Below are 16,137 nucleotides of genomic sequence, written 5' to 3'. Positions count from 1 at the left end.
AGGCGGCGCATCCGTTCATCGGCTCCCGCGGCAAGGGCATTCAGCCCCGAAGCCAAGAGGTGTTCGAGGACCTCGGCGTGCCTGCTGGTGGGCCGCGAAGTGTTCCTCGCCGACCGCACCTTGACGCTGCCGACCGCGCGCCGCGCCGCCCGGGTGCTGGGTTCCGAGGCCGTGGACGCGGCCTCGTTCGCCGAGTTCCTGCGACACCTGCCCGCCGCGGCACGCTGGGCGGTGGACGGCATCGACGTCCCCGCGGATCTGTGGCGGGCGGAGACCCGGTGGTGGTCGCGGTTGCTGCAGGACGGCCTTGAGCTGCTCCACGGCTCCGGCCTCGATTCCTCGCCGGTCGTGGGCGCTGTCGCCGTGCTCTCGGCCGACGCGTGGCGGGTACGGGCCGCTCTCGAACTGGCCGCACGTGGCGGCGGATCGCTGGAGGTGCTCGATGCCCCGGCCTGAGGTCGCGAGGCCGGTCCGTATGCAGCGCGTCGCGATCGTCGCGCCGCAGGCGACCCTTCGCGACGCGCTGGTCCGCATCGCCGAGTCGGGCAATGTCGAGATCGACCGGATCGACGACCCCGCGCACGCGGCACCGGGTCCGGCCGCCCGCCGCCTTCAGCGACTGCGCACCCAGCCGGCCGACGCCGTCCTGTGCGCGGCTCCGCCTGACCTCGACGCTCTTGAACAGGCCGGTCGTGCCGACCTGCTGGCGGGCGAGGCACAGCTGGAGGAACGGATCGCCGGCGCGGTACGACGCGGGACGGTGGCGGCCCTCGCAGGCTGGTGTCCCGCCGTCGAGGTGCATCCCACAGCCGCACGACTCACCGACATCGGAGGCGTCCTGGTGCCACTGCCGACCCCCGGCGGCACCGACCCTCCGACGCTGCTGCGCATCACCGGCCCGGTGCGTCGCTCCTTCGCCCCGCTGGTGCGCACCTACGGGACCGTGCCCTACGCGGACGTCGATCCGACCCTGCCCGCGGGGATCGTCTACGTGGTGATGTTCGGCGTGATGTTCGGCGACGCGGGACACGGGGCGCTGTTGCTCCTCGCCGCCCTGCTGCTGTATCTCGGCCGACCCCGCCGACTGTCACCGCTGCGGCGGCTGTGGCCGTTCGTGGCCGGAGCCGGGCTGGCCAGCACGCTGGCGGGCATCGCGTACGGGGAGTTCTTCGGGCCGACAGGCGTGCTTCCGGTGCTGTGGCTGAACCCGCTGGACCAGCCGATGCGGCTGCTCACCGCCGCGGTCGCGCTCGGCGCCGTACTCCTGGCGCTGGCGTATGGAGTGGGGACCGTGAACCGCTGGCGGGAGGGCGGCCCCGCGAACGCCCTGTATGCCGCGTCGGGCATCGCCGGTGCTGCGCTCTTCCTCGGTCTCGCCGTGCTGGTCGCCGGTGCCTACCTGGACCGCGCCGCCTACGCGCTGGGGGGCGGCGCGCTCGCGCTCACCGGTCTCGCGCTGGCGGGCTCAGGACTGTTCACGACCTCCGCGGGCGGGGTCGGCGGGGCCGTACAGACCGGCGTCCAGCTCTTCGACGTCGTGGTGCGCATCGGCTCGAACGTGGTCTCCTTCGCACGGTTGGCGGCCTTCGGGCTCACCCACGCCGCGCTGGGCGAGATCGTGTGGCACGGCACGACGGGGCTGGCCGAGCGGGGACCGGCGGCACTGCTCATGGCCGTGCTCGTCTTCACCGTCGGCAATGCCCTCGCCTTCGCGCTGGAGGCGCTGGTGGCCGGGGTGCAGGCGCTGCGGCTGGAGTTCTACGAACTGTTCTCCCGGGTCTTCGAGACCCAGGGCCGCCCGTTCCGTCCCTGGCAGGTTCCTGTACAGCACACACCCGTACCGCACACGGAGGTGGCGTCGTGATCGCCTGGCTCATCGCCCTGCCCGTCGTCGCCGCAGCCTTCCTCGGCACCCGCCTGCTGCTGCAGCGCCGCGGCCGGACCGCCGTCCGACTGATCGTCGCCGCCGACGCGGCTCTGCTCGTCGGTGCACTGGCGCTGCTGACCGTGGCCCTGAGCGGCGCCCCCGCCCAGGCATCGGGCAGCCAGGCAGCCCAGACCTCGGGTTCCGGCTCGGCGGCCCTGATCGGGGCCGCGATCGCGGTGGCCGGGGCGTCCATAGGCGCGGCCATCGCGGTCGCCTACACCGGAGCCGCCGCGCTGGCGGCCCTGAGCGAACGGCCCGAGCTGTTCGGACGGGCGATGGTCATCGTCGGGCTCGCGGAGGGCATCGCCATCTACGGCCTCGTCGTCGCGATCATCCTCATCGGGAAGGCCTGACCGTGGGACGCGTGGCAGCCATCGGAGAGCGGACCAGGGTGGCGGGACTGGCCCTGGCCGGTGTGACCGTCCTGGTTGCCGAGGAACCGGAGTCCGTACACCGGGCATGGCAGGACCTGCCGCGGGATGTCGCCCTGGTGATCGTCACCCCGGCCGCCGCCGACACCCTCGGCTCCGGGCTGCTGGACGGCGCCCGGCCGCTCACAGCGGTACTGCCGGTGCTGCCGGTATGAGGCCCCCGGCCCACGCCGCGGCCTCCGCCCTCGAACCGGTGCGGGAGCGGCTGCTGGGCTCGGCCCGCGCGGACGCAGAGGAACTGCTCGCCCGCACGGACCAGGAGACCGAAGCGCTGCTGGAGGGCGCCCGGGCCCAGGCCGCCGCGATCCTTGAGGACGCCCGCCGGCAGGGCGAGGCCGACGCGGCTCAAGCCCGTGCCGCGGAACTCACCCGGGTTCGCAGGACCATCCGAGCCCGCGAACTCGACATCCGGCGGCAGGCCTACGAGGAGCTGGGCCGCAGCACCGCCGAACGGGTCGGGGGACTGCGGCACAGGCCCGACTACCCGGCCATGCGCGACCGGCTGGCCCGACGTGCCAGACAGCTCCTCGGACCGGACTGCGAGGTCGCCGAGCACTCCTCGGGAGGCATCGTGGCCCGGGCGCCGGGCCGCCGGGCCGACTGCACCCTGGATGCCCTGGCCGCCCGTGCCCTGGACCGTCTCGGCGCGGAGACGGAGACATTGTGGGCACCGTGAAGGGCGCAACCGACGCGGCCACCGTCACCCCCGGCAGCGGCCGGGAGCGACCCTGCCGCGTCCTGCGGGTGGCCGGCCCCCTGGTCGAAATGGAGTACGCGGTCGGTACCGCCATGTACGACGTCGTCTCCCTCGGCGAATCCGGGCTGCCCGGCGAGGTGGTGGCGATCGAAGGGGGCGTGGTCACGATCCAGGCGTACGAGTACACCGGCGGCCTGGCCCCCGGGCACAGCGCCCGTCCCCGAGGCATGCCGCTGGCCGCCCGCCTCGGCCCCGGTCTGCTCGGCGGGATCTTCGACGGTCTGCTGCGCCCGCTGTCCGGCGGTGGCGACTGGCTCCTCCCCGGTGCCGGCGCTTCCGAGGACGGAGGGCGCCGGTGGCGGTTCACTCCCCGGGTGGCCGCAGGGGAACGGGTGTCGGAGGGCGAGACCCTGGGCGAGATCCGGGGAACCGGTCCGGTGCACCTGCGGATTCTCGTACCGCCCGGTGCCGACGGCGCGGTGGAGCGGATCGCCCCCGAGGACGTGTTTCCCGAGGACGCGGTCGTGGCCGTCGTAGGAGGCACCGAGGTGCGGATGACCGAGGACTGGCCCATCCGCCGTCCGCGCCCGGTCCGTGAACGTCTCAGTGCGGAGCAGCCGCTGAACACCGGCCAGCGCGCGATCGACCTGCTGTTTCCCGTGGCCCGGGGCAGTACCGTCGCTGTGCCCGGTGGCTTCGGAACGGGCAAGACGCTGCTGCTGCAGCAGATCGCCAAATGGTGCGACGCCGACGTCATCGTCTACGTCGGCTGCGGAGAGCGCGGCAACGAGATGGCCGACGTCATCACCGAACTGGCCGCGCTGGAGGACCCACGGACCGGAGGCCGACTCGCCGATCGCACGGTGACCATCGCCAACACCTCGAACATGCCGATGATGGCCCGCGAGGCGAGCATCTACACCGGCGCCACGGTCGCCGAGTACTTCCGCGACATGGGACTCGACGTCGTGGTCATCGCCGACTCGACCTCCCGCTGGGCCGAGGCGCTGCGCGAGTTCGCCTCCCGCACCGGAGCGCTGCCCGCGGAGGAGGGGTACCCGGCGGGCCTGGCCTCGGCGATCGCCGCCTTCTACGAACGGGCCGGTGCGGTGACCACGCTCGGAGGCGCCCGGGGTTCGGTGACCGTGATCGGCGCCGTCTCCCCGCCCGGCGGCGACATGACCGAACCGGTCACCGCCCACACCGAACGGTTCGTACGCTGTCTGTGGACCCTCGACCGTGAACTCGCCTACGCCCGCCACTACCCGGCGGTGTCCTGGGCGGGATCCTTCTCGCGCGACGCGCAGATCCTCGCCCCGGGCCACGCGGTGGCCGGCGACGCCGACTGGTCCTCCCGGCGTGCCAGGGCCGCCGGTCTGCTGGCCGAGGCCGACCGGCTGGCCGACCTCGTCGACCTGATCGGCATCACCGCGCTGCCCGACCAGGAGCGGGTCAGCGTGCTGGCCGGACGGCTGATGCGTGAGGGCGTCCTCCAACAGAGCGCGCTGTCCGCTCAGGACTCCTACTGCGGTGCGGACAAGAGCGCGGCGCTCGTCGAGGCGGTGCTCGCGGTCGTCGACCGGTGCCGAGAGCTCGTCGAGACCGGCGTGGCCGCCGCGGTCGTGGAGGAGGTGGACTTCGGACCGCTGCTGCGCGCCCGCGAGGACGCCGGACCGAACGACGCCGCGGTCGTGTCGACCCGACGGGACGCCATGCTCGCCACGCTCGCCGGACTCACCGCGCCGCACGAGACGGCGACGGACGGGACCGTAGACGGGGCGGAGGGGGAGAGGGTATGACCTGCTGGAGCGAGGTCGAATACACGGCGATCCGCGAACTGCGCGGCCCGCTCGCCGTCGTCGACGGGGTGACCGGGGTCGGCTGGGACGAGTACGTCCGGATCACGCTCGACTCCGGGGAGCATCGGCACGGCCTCGTGCTGGAGGTGGACCGTGGACTCGCCGTGGTGCAGGTCCTGGAGGACACCGCCGGGATGGATCCGGCGCGGGTCAGGATGGCCTTCGCCGGGGGACCACTGCGCATCCCGGTCGGTTCCGGCTGGCTGGGCCGGGTCTGCAACGGCCGCGGTGAACCGGTCGACGGCGGGCCGCCGGTCTTCGGGTCCACCACCGCGGCGGTGGGCGGGAATCCGATCAACCCGGTGCGGCGTGAACCGCCGGCGGACCCGGTGCTCACGGGCATCGGAGCCGTGGACGCGCTCACCACCCTCGTACGAGGCCAGAAACTGCCGGTGTTCTCCGTCGCGGGCCTGCCGCACCTGGAGCTGGCCGCGCAGATCGCGGCCCAGTCCACGGCGGCCGGAGAGGCCTTCAGCGTCGTCTTCGCCGGAATGGGACTCACCCACGCGGACGCGTCCTTCGTCCGCGACGCCCTGGAGGAGAGGTCCGCCGCCGGAGAACTGGTGCTCCTGCTCAACACCGCCGACGACCCGGTCATCGAACGGATCCTCACCCCCAGGATCGCGCTGACGGTCGCGGAACACCTCGCCTTCGACATGGGCAGGCACGTGCTCGTGGTCATGACCGACATGACCAGCTACGCCGAGGCACTGCGCGAAGTCTCCGCGGCGCGCGGCGAGATCCCCGCCCGCCGCGCCTACCCCGGCTATCTCTACAGCGACCTCGCCTCCCTCTACGAGCGCTGCGGCCGCATCCGCGGCCGGCCCGGCTCCGTCACCGTCCTCCCGGTGCTCACCATGCCCGCCGGCGACATCACCCATCCGGTCCCCGACCTCACCGGTTACATCACGGAGGGGCAGATCGTGCTGTCCCGCGAGACGCACGCGCAGGGTGTCTATCCACCCGTGGACGCCCTGTCCTCGCTCTCCCGCCTGATGCGCAAGGGCGCCGGTCCCGGCCGTACCCGGCCCGACCACCTCGATGTCGCCGCGCAGATGCTCGCCGCCCTGGCCCGCGCCCGGCAGGTACGTGAGTTCGCCGACCTGGTCGGGCAGACCGCGCTGAGCCCGGCCGACCGCCGGTACCTCGACTTCGACGAGGCCTTCCTGCGGCGCTTCGTGGACCAGCGGCGCGACGAACTGCGGACCCTCGACGAGACGTTGGAAAGCGCCTGGCGGGTGCTGCTCACCCTGCCCCGCGGTCAGCTCGCCATGCTGCCGTCCGCGCTGCTGGACGCGCACGGCGCGGAGCTGGGGTGAACGCGGTGGCCCCCATCCGCACTCCGCCCGGGCGTGCCGGGCGGCAGCACCTGCTGCACCGCCTGGCCGTCGCCGCGCGCGGAGCCGATCTCCTGGAGAAGAAGCTGCGCATCCTGCGCACGGAACACCAGCGTCTCGTACAGGCCGAGGAGGCCTGCTCCGCCGCCTGGCGGGAGCGGCTGCGGGAGGCCGAGATCTGGCTGTCACGCGGGCTTGTCCTGAGCGGGGAGCACGCCCTGCACTCGGCGGCGGCCGGTCTCGCTCCGGCGGACGTCACCGTCGGCTGGACCGCGTCCATGGGGGTGCGCCGCCCCTCGGGGATCTCGTGCACGGTCCCCGCACGCCCGCCGAGCGCAGCCACACCGGGCAACACCGCCCTGGTCCACGCCGAGGACGCCTACCGGCAAGCGGTACGGGCCGCCGCCGACCACGCCTGCGCACGGGCCGCCGCCCGCATCGTCGGCGCGGAGGTGGCGAGCACGAGCCGACGGGTCCGCGCGCTCCGGCGCCATTGGATCCCGCGCCTGCAGGAGGCACTGGCCCACGGGGACCTCGCTCTGGAACAGAGCGAGCACGAGGACTCGGTCCGGCGGCGGTGGGCCGCTCAGGTACTGAAGGGGATGGAACGGCCGACCGAACGGGATGGACGGTCCGCAGACCGAAGTGCCCGGCGCTGAACGCCGCGTGCCTCGTCCAGGCCATGGAAGGTGTCGTGGACGTCGAGTGTCGAGCCGACCCTCAGTGCTGGATGTCGAGTACCTCCGGTACCGGGCGGCGTGGTGTGCCGGGGCCCCCGGGCCCGTAGCCGAGGCGAAGCACCATCTGTACATGGGCGGAGCCCGACAATGGTCTCGCAGCGGCCAGCGCAGGTCCGGCCACTCCAGGGCCTGAGTGACGAACGAGCTGGACAGACCTTCGAGGGCGGCCAGCAGCAGCACGTGCTCGCCCGCAGGCACAAGCGCAGTCAGCGCCCGCTCCGATCGGACGGACTGATGCGACGCCCCGTGAGCTGTGTGGGCCTGATCGACACCCACAGCTCGCGTTCGCCCCCCGCCCATGGCTTGCTGTGTGCGTGATCGGCCAGCCGTCGCACCGCGTCGGGCTCGGTGATCGTCCGGGCGGGACCGACGGCCAGCACACTCCAGCCCTGGCTCATGGCCTCGTCCACGTGGTCGACCTCGAAGGCGACCTCCGTTCCCACGGCCGCCGCCGGGGCCGAGTCCGGCGCGGTCCGGAAGACGATCGCGTCGTCGACGACCTCGTAGTTCACCGGAACGACAGCCGGGCCGCCGGGCGTCGACACCGCGACACGCCCCAGGCCGTGCGAGGAGAGCCGGGCGCGACATTCGTCCGGGCTGAGGTCCCGCAGCACGGGATCGAGGAGTGCCTGGCCCTGGCCGGGCGGGAGATCGATTCCGCCGCCGCGCAGGGCCGCGACGGAGGTGCCCAGCGCGGCGGCCAGCCTGATGAGAGTCGCCAGGCTCGGGTCGGCCGACCGTTCTTCGAGGTAGGCCAGGTACTGCGGCGCCATCTTGGCACGCCGGGCTGTCTCCGCCCGGGTCAGTCCCTGCCGCCGGCGTTCGGCGGCCACGCGGCGGCCGATGTCACCGGCGTGGGATGCCCTGTCCGGCGGGGGCGTGTCGGACCCGGCACCCGTCCGCCGACGTGCCTCGTCCGCGCTCGGCCGGGAAACCACGGCAGGGGAAACCGGGTGAGGGCTCCCCTCTGACCCGTGTTCGAGGTGACGGATGTGCGCGTCGGGCCCGGGGAACACGAGCGTCACCTCGTCCGTGTCCGACCAGTGCACGTCGTACGGAGGGGTTCCGTCCTCGTGATGGAGCCCCACGATTTCGCCGTCGCGCCTGGTGACGCCGGTGGCCGGGCTTTCGACAACGAGTTGATCGCCGAGGTGAGCTCGCATGGTCGCCGCCCCTTCCTCAGAATGGTGCTGTATCCAACGTGCCACGCGCACGGCCCCGCCGCATCGCCCGGACAGCCCGACCAGGGGTGTTCCGCCTTTGAGCGGGCCCGGCTTCACACGGGCGGGTCCGCTCCGTTCCTCACCACGGTCGAACGACGGCGAGCCTCGGTCATAGGGCCGAAGGTCCTCGGCGGGCGGCCATCCAGGCCACGCCCGTCGGGGCCTGGATGGCCGAGACCTGGCGCACCGGAGTCCGCATGCGCCGCGAGCAGATTTCGGGTACTCCTCGGATGAGAGGCAACCGTGTACGGCGCGTCGGCGCAGACGATCGAGCGGCGGGCAAGCGGACCCGCTCACCGTCATTTCCGGTTTCTTACGAGACGAAGGTAGTCGCCATGGAGCCAGTGGTCACCGTGGGCCTCGACGGCTCACCCGAGAGCCTTGCCGCCGCCCACTGGGCAGCCGACGAGGCCGAGCGGCGGCGGCTCACGCTGCGTCTCTTGCACGCATGGCCCCTGCTGGCGCCGGAACCGCCCCGTGCCCCCGCGGAGGTGGATCAGAACTACTGGGCGAAGAGGATCGTGCACAACGCGCGGGCGGAACTCCAGGCGAGCCATCCGGGCCTTTCGATCGTCGGCAATCTGGTCGCCGAAGACGCTCAGGACGCCCTGCTGCAAGCGGCATCGGAGTCCGAGATGACCGTGCTCGGCTCACGCGGGCTCGGGGCCGTCGGGAGCTACTTCCTGGGTGACATCAGCATGCCCGTCGTGGCACGGGCCGATCGCCCGGTGGTCCTCGTGCGCGCCGAAACCCGCGAAGCGGGGCCACGGCCCGCTCCGCGTACGGCGGGTGGCGTAGTCGTGGCTCTGAAACTGCACGGCCCGTCCGACGACCTGCTCGAATTCGCCTTCGTCAGTGCCGCGGCGCGGGGCGTGCCGCTTCGGGCCGTCCACGGCCGGAGCCTGCCGCTTCACGCGCACGTGCCCTGGGGTACGGACCACGCCGTCACCGAAGAGATCACGCGGGACGCGCAGAAGCACCTGAGCCTGGCCCTGCGTCCCTGGCGCGAGAAGTTCCCAGGTGTGGAGGTGGTCGACCGCGTCTCACTCGAAAGCCCCGCCAAAGCCGTGATTCAGGCCTCCGACGGCGCCGGGCTGCTGGTCGTGGGCCGACGCAAGCACCTCCCCGGACCGGCATCACACCTGGGCCCCGTGACGCAGGCCGCCGCCCACCACGCGCGCTGCCCGGTCGCCGTCGTCCCCCATGACTGAGCCGAGCGGCCCGCGTGCGGAGGTGCGCGAGACCCATACCGCCGTGGTGTTCTTCGTCGGGGACCGTGCCTACAAGGTCAAGAAACCGGTCGACCTCGGGTTCCTGGACCACACCACCGTGGTGGCGCGCCGGGCGACCTGCGAGCGGGAAGTCGCACTGAACCGTCGCTTCGCCCCCGACGTCTACCTCGGCCTGGGGGAATTCCACAGCCCGGAGACGGACACGCCCGAACCCCTCGTCGTGATGCGCCGTATGCCGGCGGAACGCCGCCTTTCCCGGCTGGTGAAGGAGGGCACGGACGTTGACGAGGCCTTGCGGGCTGTGGCCCGGTTGCTCGCCACCCGGCACGCCGGCTCCTCCCGGACCCGGGACGTGGACGCGCAGGGGACACGGGATGCCCTCGCGGCACGATGGGAAGCGAGCTTCGCACAGGTCCGGGCATTGGCGGACGACGGTCTCGTGCCCGAGGGCGTGGAGGAGGTCGAGCGACTCGTGCGCCGCTATCTCGCCGGCCGAAAACGGCTGTTCGACATGCGCATCGAACGGGGGCGGGTGGTGGACGGCCACGGCGACCTGCTCGCCGACGACATCTTCTGCCTCGACGACGGCCCACGCGTCCTGGACTGTCTGGAGTTCGACGACCGGCTGCGCTACGTCGACGGCCTCGACGACGCCGCCTTCCTCGCCATGGACCTGGAACAGCTCGGTGCCCCGGAGACGGCGGCACTCTTCCTCGCCGCGTACAGCGAGTACTCCGGCGACCCGGCACCGTCCTCCCTCCGTCACCACTACGTCGCCTATCGCGCGTTCGTCCGTGCCAAGGTCGCGCTCATCCAGGCGCGCCAGGGCGCGCCCGGCGCGGAGGGGGACGCACGCCGACTGATCGCGACGGCCCTGCGGCACCTTCGTACGTCCGCTGTCGGCCTGACGCTCGTCGGCGGCCTTCCGGGCAGCGGGAAGTCCACGCTCTCCGGCGCCCTCGCGGACCGGCTGGGCGTCACCCTGCTCAGCAGCGACCGCGTCCGCAAGGAGCTGGCGGGCATTCCGGCCGAGGAGCCCGCGTCGGCCGGGTACGGCGAGGGCCTCTACACACCGGAGTGGACCGACAAGACCTACGCGGCCTTGCTCGATCGCGCGTCCGCCCTGCTGGCCGACGGCGAGTCCGTCGTCCTGGACGCCACCTGGACCGGGGCGAGGCAGCGGGAAGCCGCCCTGCGCATGGCCCAACAGGCAGGCGCCGACCTCGTGGCCCTGCACTGCCAGGTTCCGGATGATGTCGCGGCGGCCCGCCTGACCACCCGTGCACCCGGAGCATCCGACGCCGACCTCGACGTGGCCACCACGATGGCGGCCACGGAACCGCCCTGGCCAGAAGCCGTCGTCATCGACACGAGCGGCTCCCTGGAGGCCGCGGTCGTCCGGGCACTGGCGGCCGTACGCCCTTACGCCACCAGCCAGGCCCCGGTCTTCCGGCGCCCTTACATGGAGCCGGACTAAGACCGGACCCACCGGGCTCGGAGCCGCCCGTGTCCAAGCGGAAGGGCGGGTAGGCGTCCGTCATCTGGGCGGCGTACGCGGTGACCCGGAGAAACCGGCGGTTGTGGCCCAGGACGAACTCGTACAGGTCCTTCGGGTACTTCCCGGTGAAGGCCATGGTCATGGCGGCGTTGAGCGTCACGACCAGGACGTTCCCAGGACGTTCCTCGCGCTTCACGTGGTCTTGCGCCGCCACTGAGGTCCGACCTGGTCCCACTCACGCCCCCACTGGTCGTAGCGCCGTTGGTCCAGCCGCCACTGTGCGACGCGTCCGGCGGCGAAGGCCAGGCCGCCGAAGGCGACCGCGGCCGTGGCACCGAGAAAGGCCGCTTCGGCGGAGGCCGCCGAGGCGGTCGGCGGCTGCGTGGTGAGCTGCTCCTTGCCGTTCAGCCAGACGACGACCTTCGAGCCGACCCGGTGGCCGTAGTCCACCATGGCCTGGCCGGTACGGGGCGAGCCGTCCGTCGCCGTCCAGCGGACCGTCGTTCGGACACGGTTGTAGGGCGTATCCGTCCCGATGCCCACCACTTGGACCTTGCTCGCGACGAGGACGGCCTGGACCGGATGCCGCTCGTGCCGGAGCCGTGCGAAGGACGCGTCGGCGGCATGGGCCGTCAGCAGGCCGGTCAGGGTGCCGCCGATCGCGATGACCAGCCAGATGGCCAGCACGACCCAGCCCTCGACAAGGTCGTCGTGCCGTCGCAACGGATTGCTCCGCCACCGCCAGAGCAGTTGCCTCACACGCTTGGTTCTGCGCATCCGACCGCACCTCCTCATCGTCATGGACTGGACGGTGCCATTGGGGAACGCGCGGCGGCAGGGGCCGACCAGGCGGCATCGCGGCCCCGCCCGGTCCCGCGATGGGGACCGATCGGCCCAAGCGGACGGGCAACGTCGCCCTCAGGCTGGACGTACAAGGCCAACCCGCGGGTGGGGAGGCCGCGTGGCTGCGTCCCACCGCCCTCGAAGTCGGTGATGTCGACGAGGAGGGGTGGTCGCACGCATCGGGGCGCTCGCACGCCGTTGTCCCCCGCCACCGGCGTCTGCCTGGCCCAGAAAGGGGTCGTCATGAAAGCACTCGTGTTCCACGGTTCCGGAAAGTCCGCGTGGGAGGACGTCGCGGACCCCGGTATCCAGGATGCCACCGACGCGATCGTCCGTGTCGACGCCGTCACGATCTGCGGAACCGATCTGCACATCCTCAAGGGCGACGTACCGGAGGTGCGTCCGGGAACGGTGCTCGGACACGAGGCCGTCGGGGAGGTCGTCGAAGTGGGAAGCGACGTCCGCACGGTCCGCCCAGGTGATCGTGTTCTGGTCTCGTGCATCACGGCGTGCGGTCGCTGCCGTTACTGCCGAGAAGGCTCGTACGGGCAGTGCCGTGCGGGCGGGGGCTGGATCCTCGGCCACTTGATCAACGGCACGCAGGCAGAGTACGTCCGCGTACCGCATGCGGATCTGTCGACATATCTGCTGCCAGGCGCGGTGGAGAGCAAGGACGCCGTGCTGCTGGCCGACATCTTCCCCACCGCCTACGAGGTGGGCGTGCTGAACGGGCGGGTACGGCCCGCGGACACCGTCGTGGTGGTCGGGGCGGGGCCCATCGGGCTCGCCGCGATCGCCACGGCACGGTTCTACACCCCGGAGAAGATCATCGCCGTGGACACGGCTCCGGCCCGGCTGGACGCCGCCAAGCGCCTCGGCGCCGACGCCGTCGCCTCGGCGGGGGAGGAGGCGGAGCAGCTGGTCGCCGACCTCACCGAGGGACTCGGGGCCGACGTGGTCATCGAGGCGGTGGGGGTGCCGGCGAGCTTCGAGGCGTGTATGCGGATGGTGCGGCCCGGCGGGCACGTGGCCAATGTCGGGGTGCACGGCAAGCCCGCGACACTCCACCTCGAAGACCTGTGGATCAAGAACGTGACGATCACCACCGGCCTGGTCGACACGTACTCCACGCCCACCCTGCTGCGCATGATGGCCGCCGGGCAGCTCCCCGCGTCGTCCCTGGTCACCCACACCTTCCCGCTGGACGCGATGGAGGAGGCGTACGAGGTCTTCTCGCGGGCCGCGAACACCGGCGCGCTCAAGGTCGTCCTGGGCGGGCCGCAGCACGATGCCCTGACGATCAGGACGCCCTGACAGTCAGGACGCCTCGACAGGAGGAAGTGAACGGCCATGTGCGAACAGACATCTCCGAACGCCGCGTCCGCCACCGCGGACAGCGCACAGGGCGACATCGGACGTCGCATCGCTCAGCGACGTGAGGAACTGGGACTGACCCGGGAGGAGACGGCCTCCCGGGCGGGCACGGCTCCCGGCTACGTCCAGTACCTGGAGGAACAGTCCACCGCGATGCCCGGGACCGCCGTCCTCATCCGGCTCGCGGACGCGCTGAGCACGAGTGTGACGGCCCTGCGCGGAGGCGACGCCGATCTGCCACCCGGCGTGGGCCGGGCCGCTCTCCACCCCGAGCTGGTCGAACTCAGCGCCGAGGAGTGCCGCACACGGCTCTCCATGCACGGTGTCGGCAGGATCGCGATGGACACGCCCGACGGGCCGATCGTCGTCCCCCTGAACTACACCGTGATCGATGATGCGGTCATGTTCAGGACGGCGCCTGACGCCGTGCCCGCCACAGCCGTCGGGGCGCACGTCGCCTTCGAGGTCGACCACATCGACGAGGCGCTCAGCCAGGGCTGGAGCGTGCTCATCCGCGGCTTCGCCCGGGCCGTCACGGACCCTGACGCCGTACGTCGGCTGACGGAGCTCGCGTACAGCGGTCCATGGGCGGGCGGCGAGCGTGACGTATGGGTGCGCATCGAGCCCGCGGACATCACCGGGCGCCGAATCGCCGTGCGGTGACGTGATGGGTCGGTTGTGGGCACAAAAGGGTGGCCGCTCTCAGGCCGCCCTGGACCGAACGGCCCTCGCCCCCTGTCCCCCGTCCCCCGCAGGATGGAATGCGTACCGCTGTACCCCGTGACGGCTGAGCCCGTCCACCCCGTGAAAGTCGAACCCGGTGATGAATCCCAACGACGGCTTCCGTGAACTCGACCGCGAGGAGTGCCTGCGTCTGCTGGAGCGGGCACCGATCGGCCGCGTCGTCCACACGCGCCACGCCCTGCCCGCCGTCCTGCCGGTCAACTTCTGCCTGGACATCGACTACGCGGTACTGATGCGTACGTCCGCCGACTCGGAACTGGCCGCCGCGATCGACGGCGTGGTGATCGCCTTCGAAGCGGACGAGGTGGATGCGGCGGCGCACTCCGGCTGGAGTGTCGTGGTCACCGGCCGCGCGACGGTGGTCACCGATCCCGTGGAGCACGGCCGGCTGACGAGGATCGGCCCGCGCTCATGGGTGGCCTCGCCCAAGGAGGTCTTCATCCGCATCGAGCCCGAGTTGGTGACCGGCCGTCAACTCGTCGCAGGGCGCACGGTATACGGCGTCGACCTCTCCTCCTGAGCTGCTCCGCCGCACGCAACGGCCCAGTGCGCCGCCTCCCCGGTCGACGGGGGCGGCGCACTGGGCCGTTCGGGGTGACGCGGCAGGGACCAATGGCCCCCGTGGGGGACGGGTGGCCACTGACCACGATCACGGCAGCCCAGCAGGATCGTTCCCGGATCGACTCATCCGCAGCCCGTCCCCGGCGACCCGCGCAAGGAGCACAGCCATGTCCAGCACCCCGAACAGCGGCGAGAAACCAACCCCCAAGGCGGCACTGGGCCTCCCCTCGGCGACCGCCCTCGTGATCGGCAGCATCATCGGCACCGGAGTCTTCGCACTCCCCTCGGCCCTGGCACCGTACGGGCCGATCTCGCTCGTGGCTTTCGGGGTCGTCACACTCGGCGCGCTCGCGCTGGCGGTCACCTTCGGGGCGCTGTCGAAGCGCGTCCCGGCGAGCGGCGGGCCGTACGTGTACGCCCGTGAGGCCTTCGGCGAGTTCGCCGGCTTCCTCAACGCCTGGTCGTACTGGATCACCGCGTGGGCCGGGAACGCCGCCATCGTGGTGGCGTGGGTCGGATACGTCGAGGTGTTCGTCAACACCGGCCACCGCACGGCGATGTCGGTGCTCATCGCGCTGGTCGGGCTGTGGATCCCGGCCGCGATCAACCTCACCGGGGTACGGAACATCGGCGCCTTCCAGGTGATCACCACCGTGCTGAAGTTCATCCCGCTGGTCTTCATGGCCACGGTCGGGCTGCTGTTCGTGGACGCGCACAACTTCGGTTCCTTCAACGCCGGCGGTCAGTCGGCGCTGGGAGCGATCTCGGCCGCCGCGGCCATCGCCCTGTTCAGCTACCTCGGCCTGGAGGCCGCCTCCGTGGTCGCCGGCCGGGTCCGCGAGCCCGGCCGCAACGTGCCCCGCGCCACCGTGTACGGCACCCTCGCCTGTGCGGTCATCTACATCCTGGGCACCCTCGCCGTCTTCGGCACCGTGTCACACAGCGAACTCGGCGCCTCCACCGCGCCGTTCACCGACGCCGCCAACAACATCTTCGGCGGCACCTGGGCCGGCGACACGGTGGCGGTGGCCGCCATCATCTCCGGCATCGGCGCCCTCAACGGCTGGACCATGCTCTGCGCCGAAATGCCGTACGCCGCCGCCCGCGACGGACTCTTCCCCAGGGCCTTCGCGAAGCTGCGCGGTGAGAACGGCGTCCCGGTCTTCGGCATCGTCGCCTCCACCGTCCTCGCCTCGCTGATCACCGTCTTCAGCTACACCCGCTTCGACGACGTCTTCACCAAGATCGTGCTGCTGAGCGTGCTGACCGCCGTGATCCCGTACCTCTTCTCCGCCGCCGCCCAGCTGTACTGGCTGCTGGTCCGAGGCCGCGAGAACCTCACTCCCCGGCGGCTGGCCCGGGACGTCACCGTCTCCGCGCTGGCGATGGCCTTCTCGTACTGGTCGATCCAGGGCAGCGGCTACCAGACCGTCTACTACGGGCTGTTCGTCCTGCTGCTCGGACTGCCGGTGTACGTGTGGCTGAAGCGCGACCGTGGAGAGTACGGCGAGACCGGCGGCCCGCGGCTCGCGGCCGAACCCGCTGAGGTGCGGGCCCTGGAGACCGCCGTGACGGCCAAGCGACTCTCCCGCGGCCTGCGGGCGGGCCGGACCGGCGGCTTCCTGAAGAGCCCCCTCGACCACCACGACTGACCGCACCACTCCACCCGCC

15 protein-coding genes and 2 pseudogenes are annotated in these 16,137 nt (G+C 72.0%); 14 read left to right on the top strand and 3 right to left on the bottom strand.

The genetic code is table 11. The annotated features are described in order from the left end of the window. The 8 genes and pseudogenes from ABZ656_RS23930 to ABZ656_RS23895 all read left to right on the top strand — a co-directional run. Positions 1-456, top strand: a pseudogene (locus ABZ656_RS23930) (hypothetical protein); the annotation flags it as partial. After that, a complete protein-coding gene (locus ABZ656_RS23925) occupies positions 443-1,864 on the top strand; it encodes a V-type ATPase 116kDa subunit family protein (RefSeq protein ID WP_218978009.1) in 1,422 nt (473 codons plus the stop codon). The pseudogene ABZ656_RS23930 and the gene ABZ656_RS23925, both read left to right, overlap by 14 nt. Continuing rightward, the gene (locus ABZ656_RS23920) at positions 1,861-2,280 is read left to right on the top strand and encodes an ATP synthase subunit C (protein ID WP_101403016.1); all 420 of its coding nucleotides are present in this window, start codon (positions 1,861-1,863) and stop codon (positions 2,278-2,280) included. Before ABZ656_RS23925 ends, ABZ656_RS23920 begins: the two co-directional genes overlap by 4 nt. Before the next feature lie 11 nt (positions 2,281-2,291). Further along, the gene (locus tag ABZ656_RS23915) at positions 2,292-2,513 is read left to right on the top strand and encodes a V-type ATP synthase subunit F (RefSeq protein WP_360270339.1); all 222 of its coding nucleotides are present in this window, start codon (positions 2,292-2,294) and stop codon (positions 2,511-2,513) included. Beyond that, positions 2,510-3,034, top strand: coding sequence for a V-type ATP synthase subunit E (locus ABZ656_RS23910; RefSeq protein ID WP_101403017.1), 525 nt, complete (start codon positions 2,510-2,512; stop codon positions 3,032-3,034). The genes ABZ656_RS23915 and ABZ656_RS23910 overlap by 4 nt, the downstream gene beginning before the upstream one ends. Then, entirely contained in the window at positions 3,022-4,854 is a 1,833-nt protein-coding gene (locus ABZ656_RS23905; protein ID WP_360270336.1) for a V-type ATP synthase subunit A, read from the top strand. Before ABZ656_RS23910 ends, ABZ656_RS23905 begins: the two co-directional genes overlap by 13 nt. Continuing rightward, the gene (locus tag ABZ656_RS23900) at positions 4,851-6,233 is read left to right on the top strand and encodes a V-type ATP synthase subunit B (RefSeq protein ID WP_101403018.1); all 1,383 of its coding nucleotides are present in this window, start codon (positions 4,851-4,853) and stop codon (positions 6,231-6,233) included. Before ABZ656_RS23905 ends, ABZ656_RS23900 begins: the two co-directional genes overlap by 4 nt. Next, a complete protein-coding gene (locus tag ABZ656_RS23895; protein ID WP_360270334.1) occupies positions 6,230-6,910 on the top strand; it encodes a V-type ATP synthase subunit D in 681 nt (226 codons plus the stop codon). Before ABZ656_RS23900 ends, ABZ656_RS23895 begins: the two co-directional genes overlap by 4 nt. Positions 6,911-6,971: 61 nt before the next feature. On the opposite strand, the pseudogene ABZ656_RS23890 reads toward ABZ656_RS23895, so the two are convergent. After that, a pseudogene (locus ABZ656_RS23890) lies at positions 6,972-7,177 on the bottom strand (nitroreductase); the annotation flags it as partial. A gap of 20 nt (positions 7,178-7,197) precedes the next feature. Further along, complete coding sequence (locus ABZ656_RS23885) at positions 7,198-8,154, bottom strand: pyridoxamine 5'-phosphate oxidase family protein (RefSeq protein ID WP_360270332.1); 957 nt, start codon at positions 8,152-8,154, stop codon at positions 7,198-7,200. 395 nt (positions 8,155-8,549) lie between these two features. Here ABZ656_RS23885 and ABZ656_RS23880 point away from each other — a divergent pair, with 395 nt between their 5' ends. Beyond that, on the top strand, positions 8,550-9,425 hold the full coding sequence (locus ABZ656_RS23880) for a universal stress protein (RefSeq protein ID WP_101403020.1): 876 nt from the start codon (positions 8,550-8,552) through the stop codon (positions 9,423-9,425). Beyond that, positions 9,418-10,923, top strand: coding sequence for an AAA family ATPase (locus tag ABZ656_RS23875; RefSeq protein WP_360270330.1), 1,506 nt, complete (start codon positions 9,418-9,420; stop codon positions 10,921-10,923). Before ABZ656_RS23880 ends, ABZ656_RS23875 begins: the two co-directional genes overlap by 8 nt. A 213-nt stretch (positions 10,924-11,136) precedes the next feature. Here ABZ656_RS23875 and ABZ656_RS23870 read toward each other — a convergent pair whose 3' ends face one another. Further along, positions 11,137-11,721, bottom strand: coding sequence for a DUF3592 domain-containing protein (locus ABZ656_RS23870; RefSeq protein ID WP_101403021.1), 585 nt, complete (start codon positions 11,719-11,721; stop codon positions 11,137-11,139). A 309-nt stretch (positions 11,722-12,030) separates the two neighbouring features. On the opposite strand from ABZ656_RS23870, the gene ABZ656_RS23865 reads away from it, so the two are divergent. From ABZ656_RS23865 to ABZ656_RS23850, 4 genes are all read left to right on the top strand, one after another. Then, a complete protein-coding gene (locus ABZ656_RS23865; RefSeq protein ID WP_101404065.1) occupies positions 12,031-13,101 on the top strand; it encodes a zinc-dependent alcohol dehydrogenase family protein in 1,071 nt (356 codons plus the stop codon). Between the two features lie 36 nt (positions 13,102-13,137). Beyond that, positions 13,138-13,824, top strand: a complete 687-nt coding sequence (locus tag ABZ656_RS23860) for a pyridoxamine 5'-phosphate oxidase family protein (RefSeq protein WP_101403022.1) — start codon at positions 13,138-13,140, stop codon at positions 13,822-13,824. A gap of 160 nt (positions 13,825-13,984) precedes the next feature. After that, positions 13,985-14,425, top strand: a complete 441-nt coding sequence (locus tag ABZ656_RS23855) for a pyridoxamine 5'-phosphate oxidase family protein (protein ID WP_101403023.1) — start codon at positions 13,985-13,987, stop codon at positions 14,423-14,425. Positions 14,426-14,708: 283 nt separating this feature from the next. Further along, positions 14,709-16,118, top strand: a complete 1,410-nt coding sequence (locus ABZ656_RS23850; protein WP_360270345.1) for an amino acid permease — start codon at positions 14,709-14,711, stop codon at positions 16,116-16,118. The last annotated feature ends 19 nt before the right edge of the window (positions 16,119-16,137 follow it).

Source organism: Streptomyces sp. NPDC007095, assembly GCF_040634475.1.
GTDB lineage: Bacteria > Actinomycetota > Actinomycetes > Streptomycetales > Streptomycetaceae > Streptomyces.
The sequence above is the reverse complement of the archived record's forward strand: the minus strand, read 5'-3'. Positions and strand labels throughout refer to the sequence as shown.

Excerpts from the sequence above, each read along its gene's own strand:
- ABZ656_RS23900 (WP_101403018.1), top strand. The coding sequence starts at position 4,851 with ATGACCTGCTGGAGCGAGGTCGAATACACGGCGATCCGCGAACTGCGC.
- ABZ656_RS23865 (WP_101404065.1), top strand. The coding sequence starts at position 12,031 with ATGAAAGCACTCGTGTTCCACGGTTCCGGAAAGTCCGCGTGGGAGGAC.
- ABZ656_RS23875 (WP_360270330.1), top strand. The coding sequence starts at position 9,418 with ATGACTGAGCCGAGCGGCCCGCGTGCGGAGGTGCGCGAGACCCATACC.
- ABZ656_RS23855 (WP_101403023.1), top strand. The coding sequence starts at position 13,985 with ATGAATCCCAACGACGGCTTCCGTGAACTCGACCGCGAGGAGTGCCTG.
- ABZ656_RS23860 (WP_101403022.1), top strand. The coding sequence starts at position 13,138 with ATGTGCGAACAGACATCTCCGAACGCCGCGTCCGCCACCGCGGACAGC.
- ABZ656_RS23885 (WP_360270332.1), bottom strand. The coding sequence starts at position 8,154 with ATGCGAGCTCACCTCGGCGATCAACTCGTTGTCGAAAGCCCGGCCACC.
- ABZ656_RS23870 (WP_101403021.1), bottom strand. The coding sequence starts at position 11,721 with ATGCGCAGAACCAAGCGTGTGAGGCAACTGCTCTGGCGGTGGCGGAGC.
- ABZ656_RS23925 (WP_218978009.1), top strand. The coding sequence starts at position 443 with ATGCCCCGGCCTGAGGTCGCGAGGCCGGTCCGTATGCAGCGCGTCGCG.
- ABZ656_RS23880 (WP_101403020.1), top strand. The coding sequence starts at position 8,550 with ATGGAGCCAGTGGTCACCGTGGGCCTCGACGGCTCACCCGAGAGCCTT.
- ABZ656_RS23910 (WP_101403017.1), top strand. The coding sequence starts at position 2,510 with ATGAGGCCCCCGGCCCACGCCGCGGCCTCCGCCCTCGAACCGGTGCGG.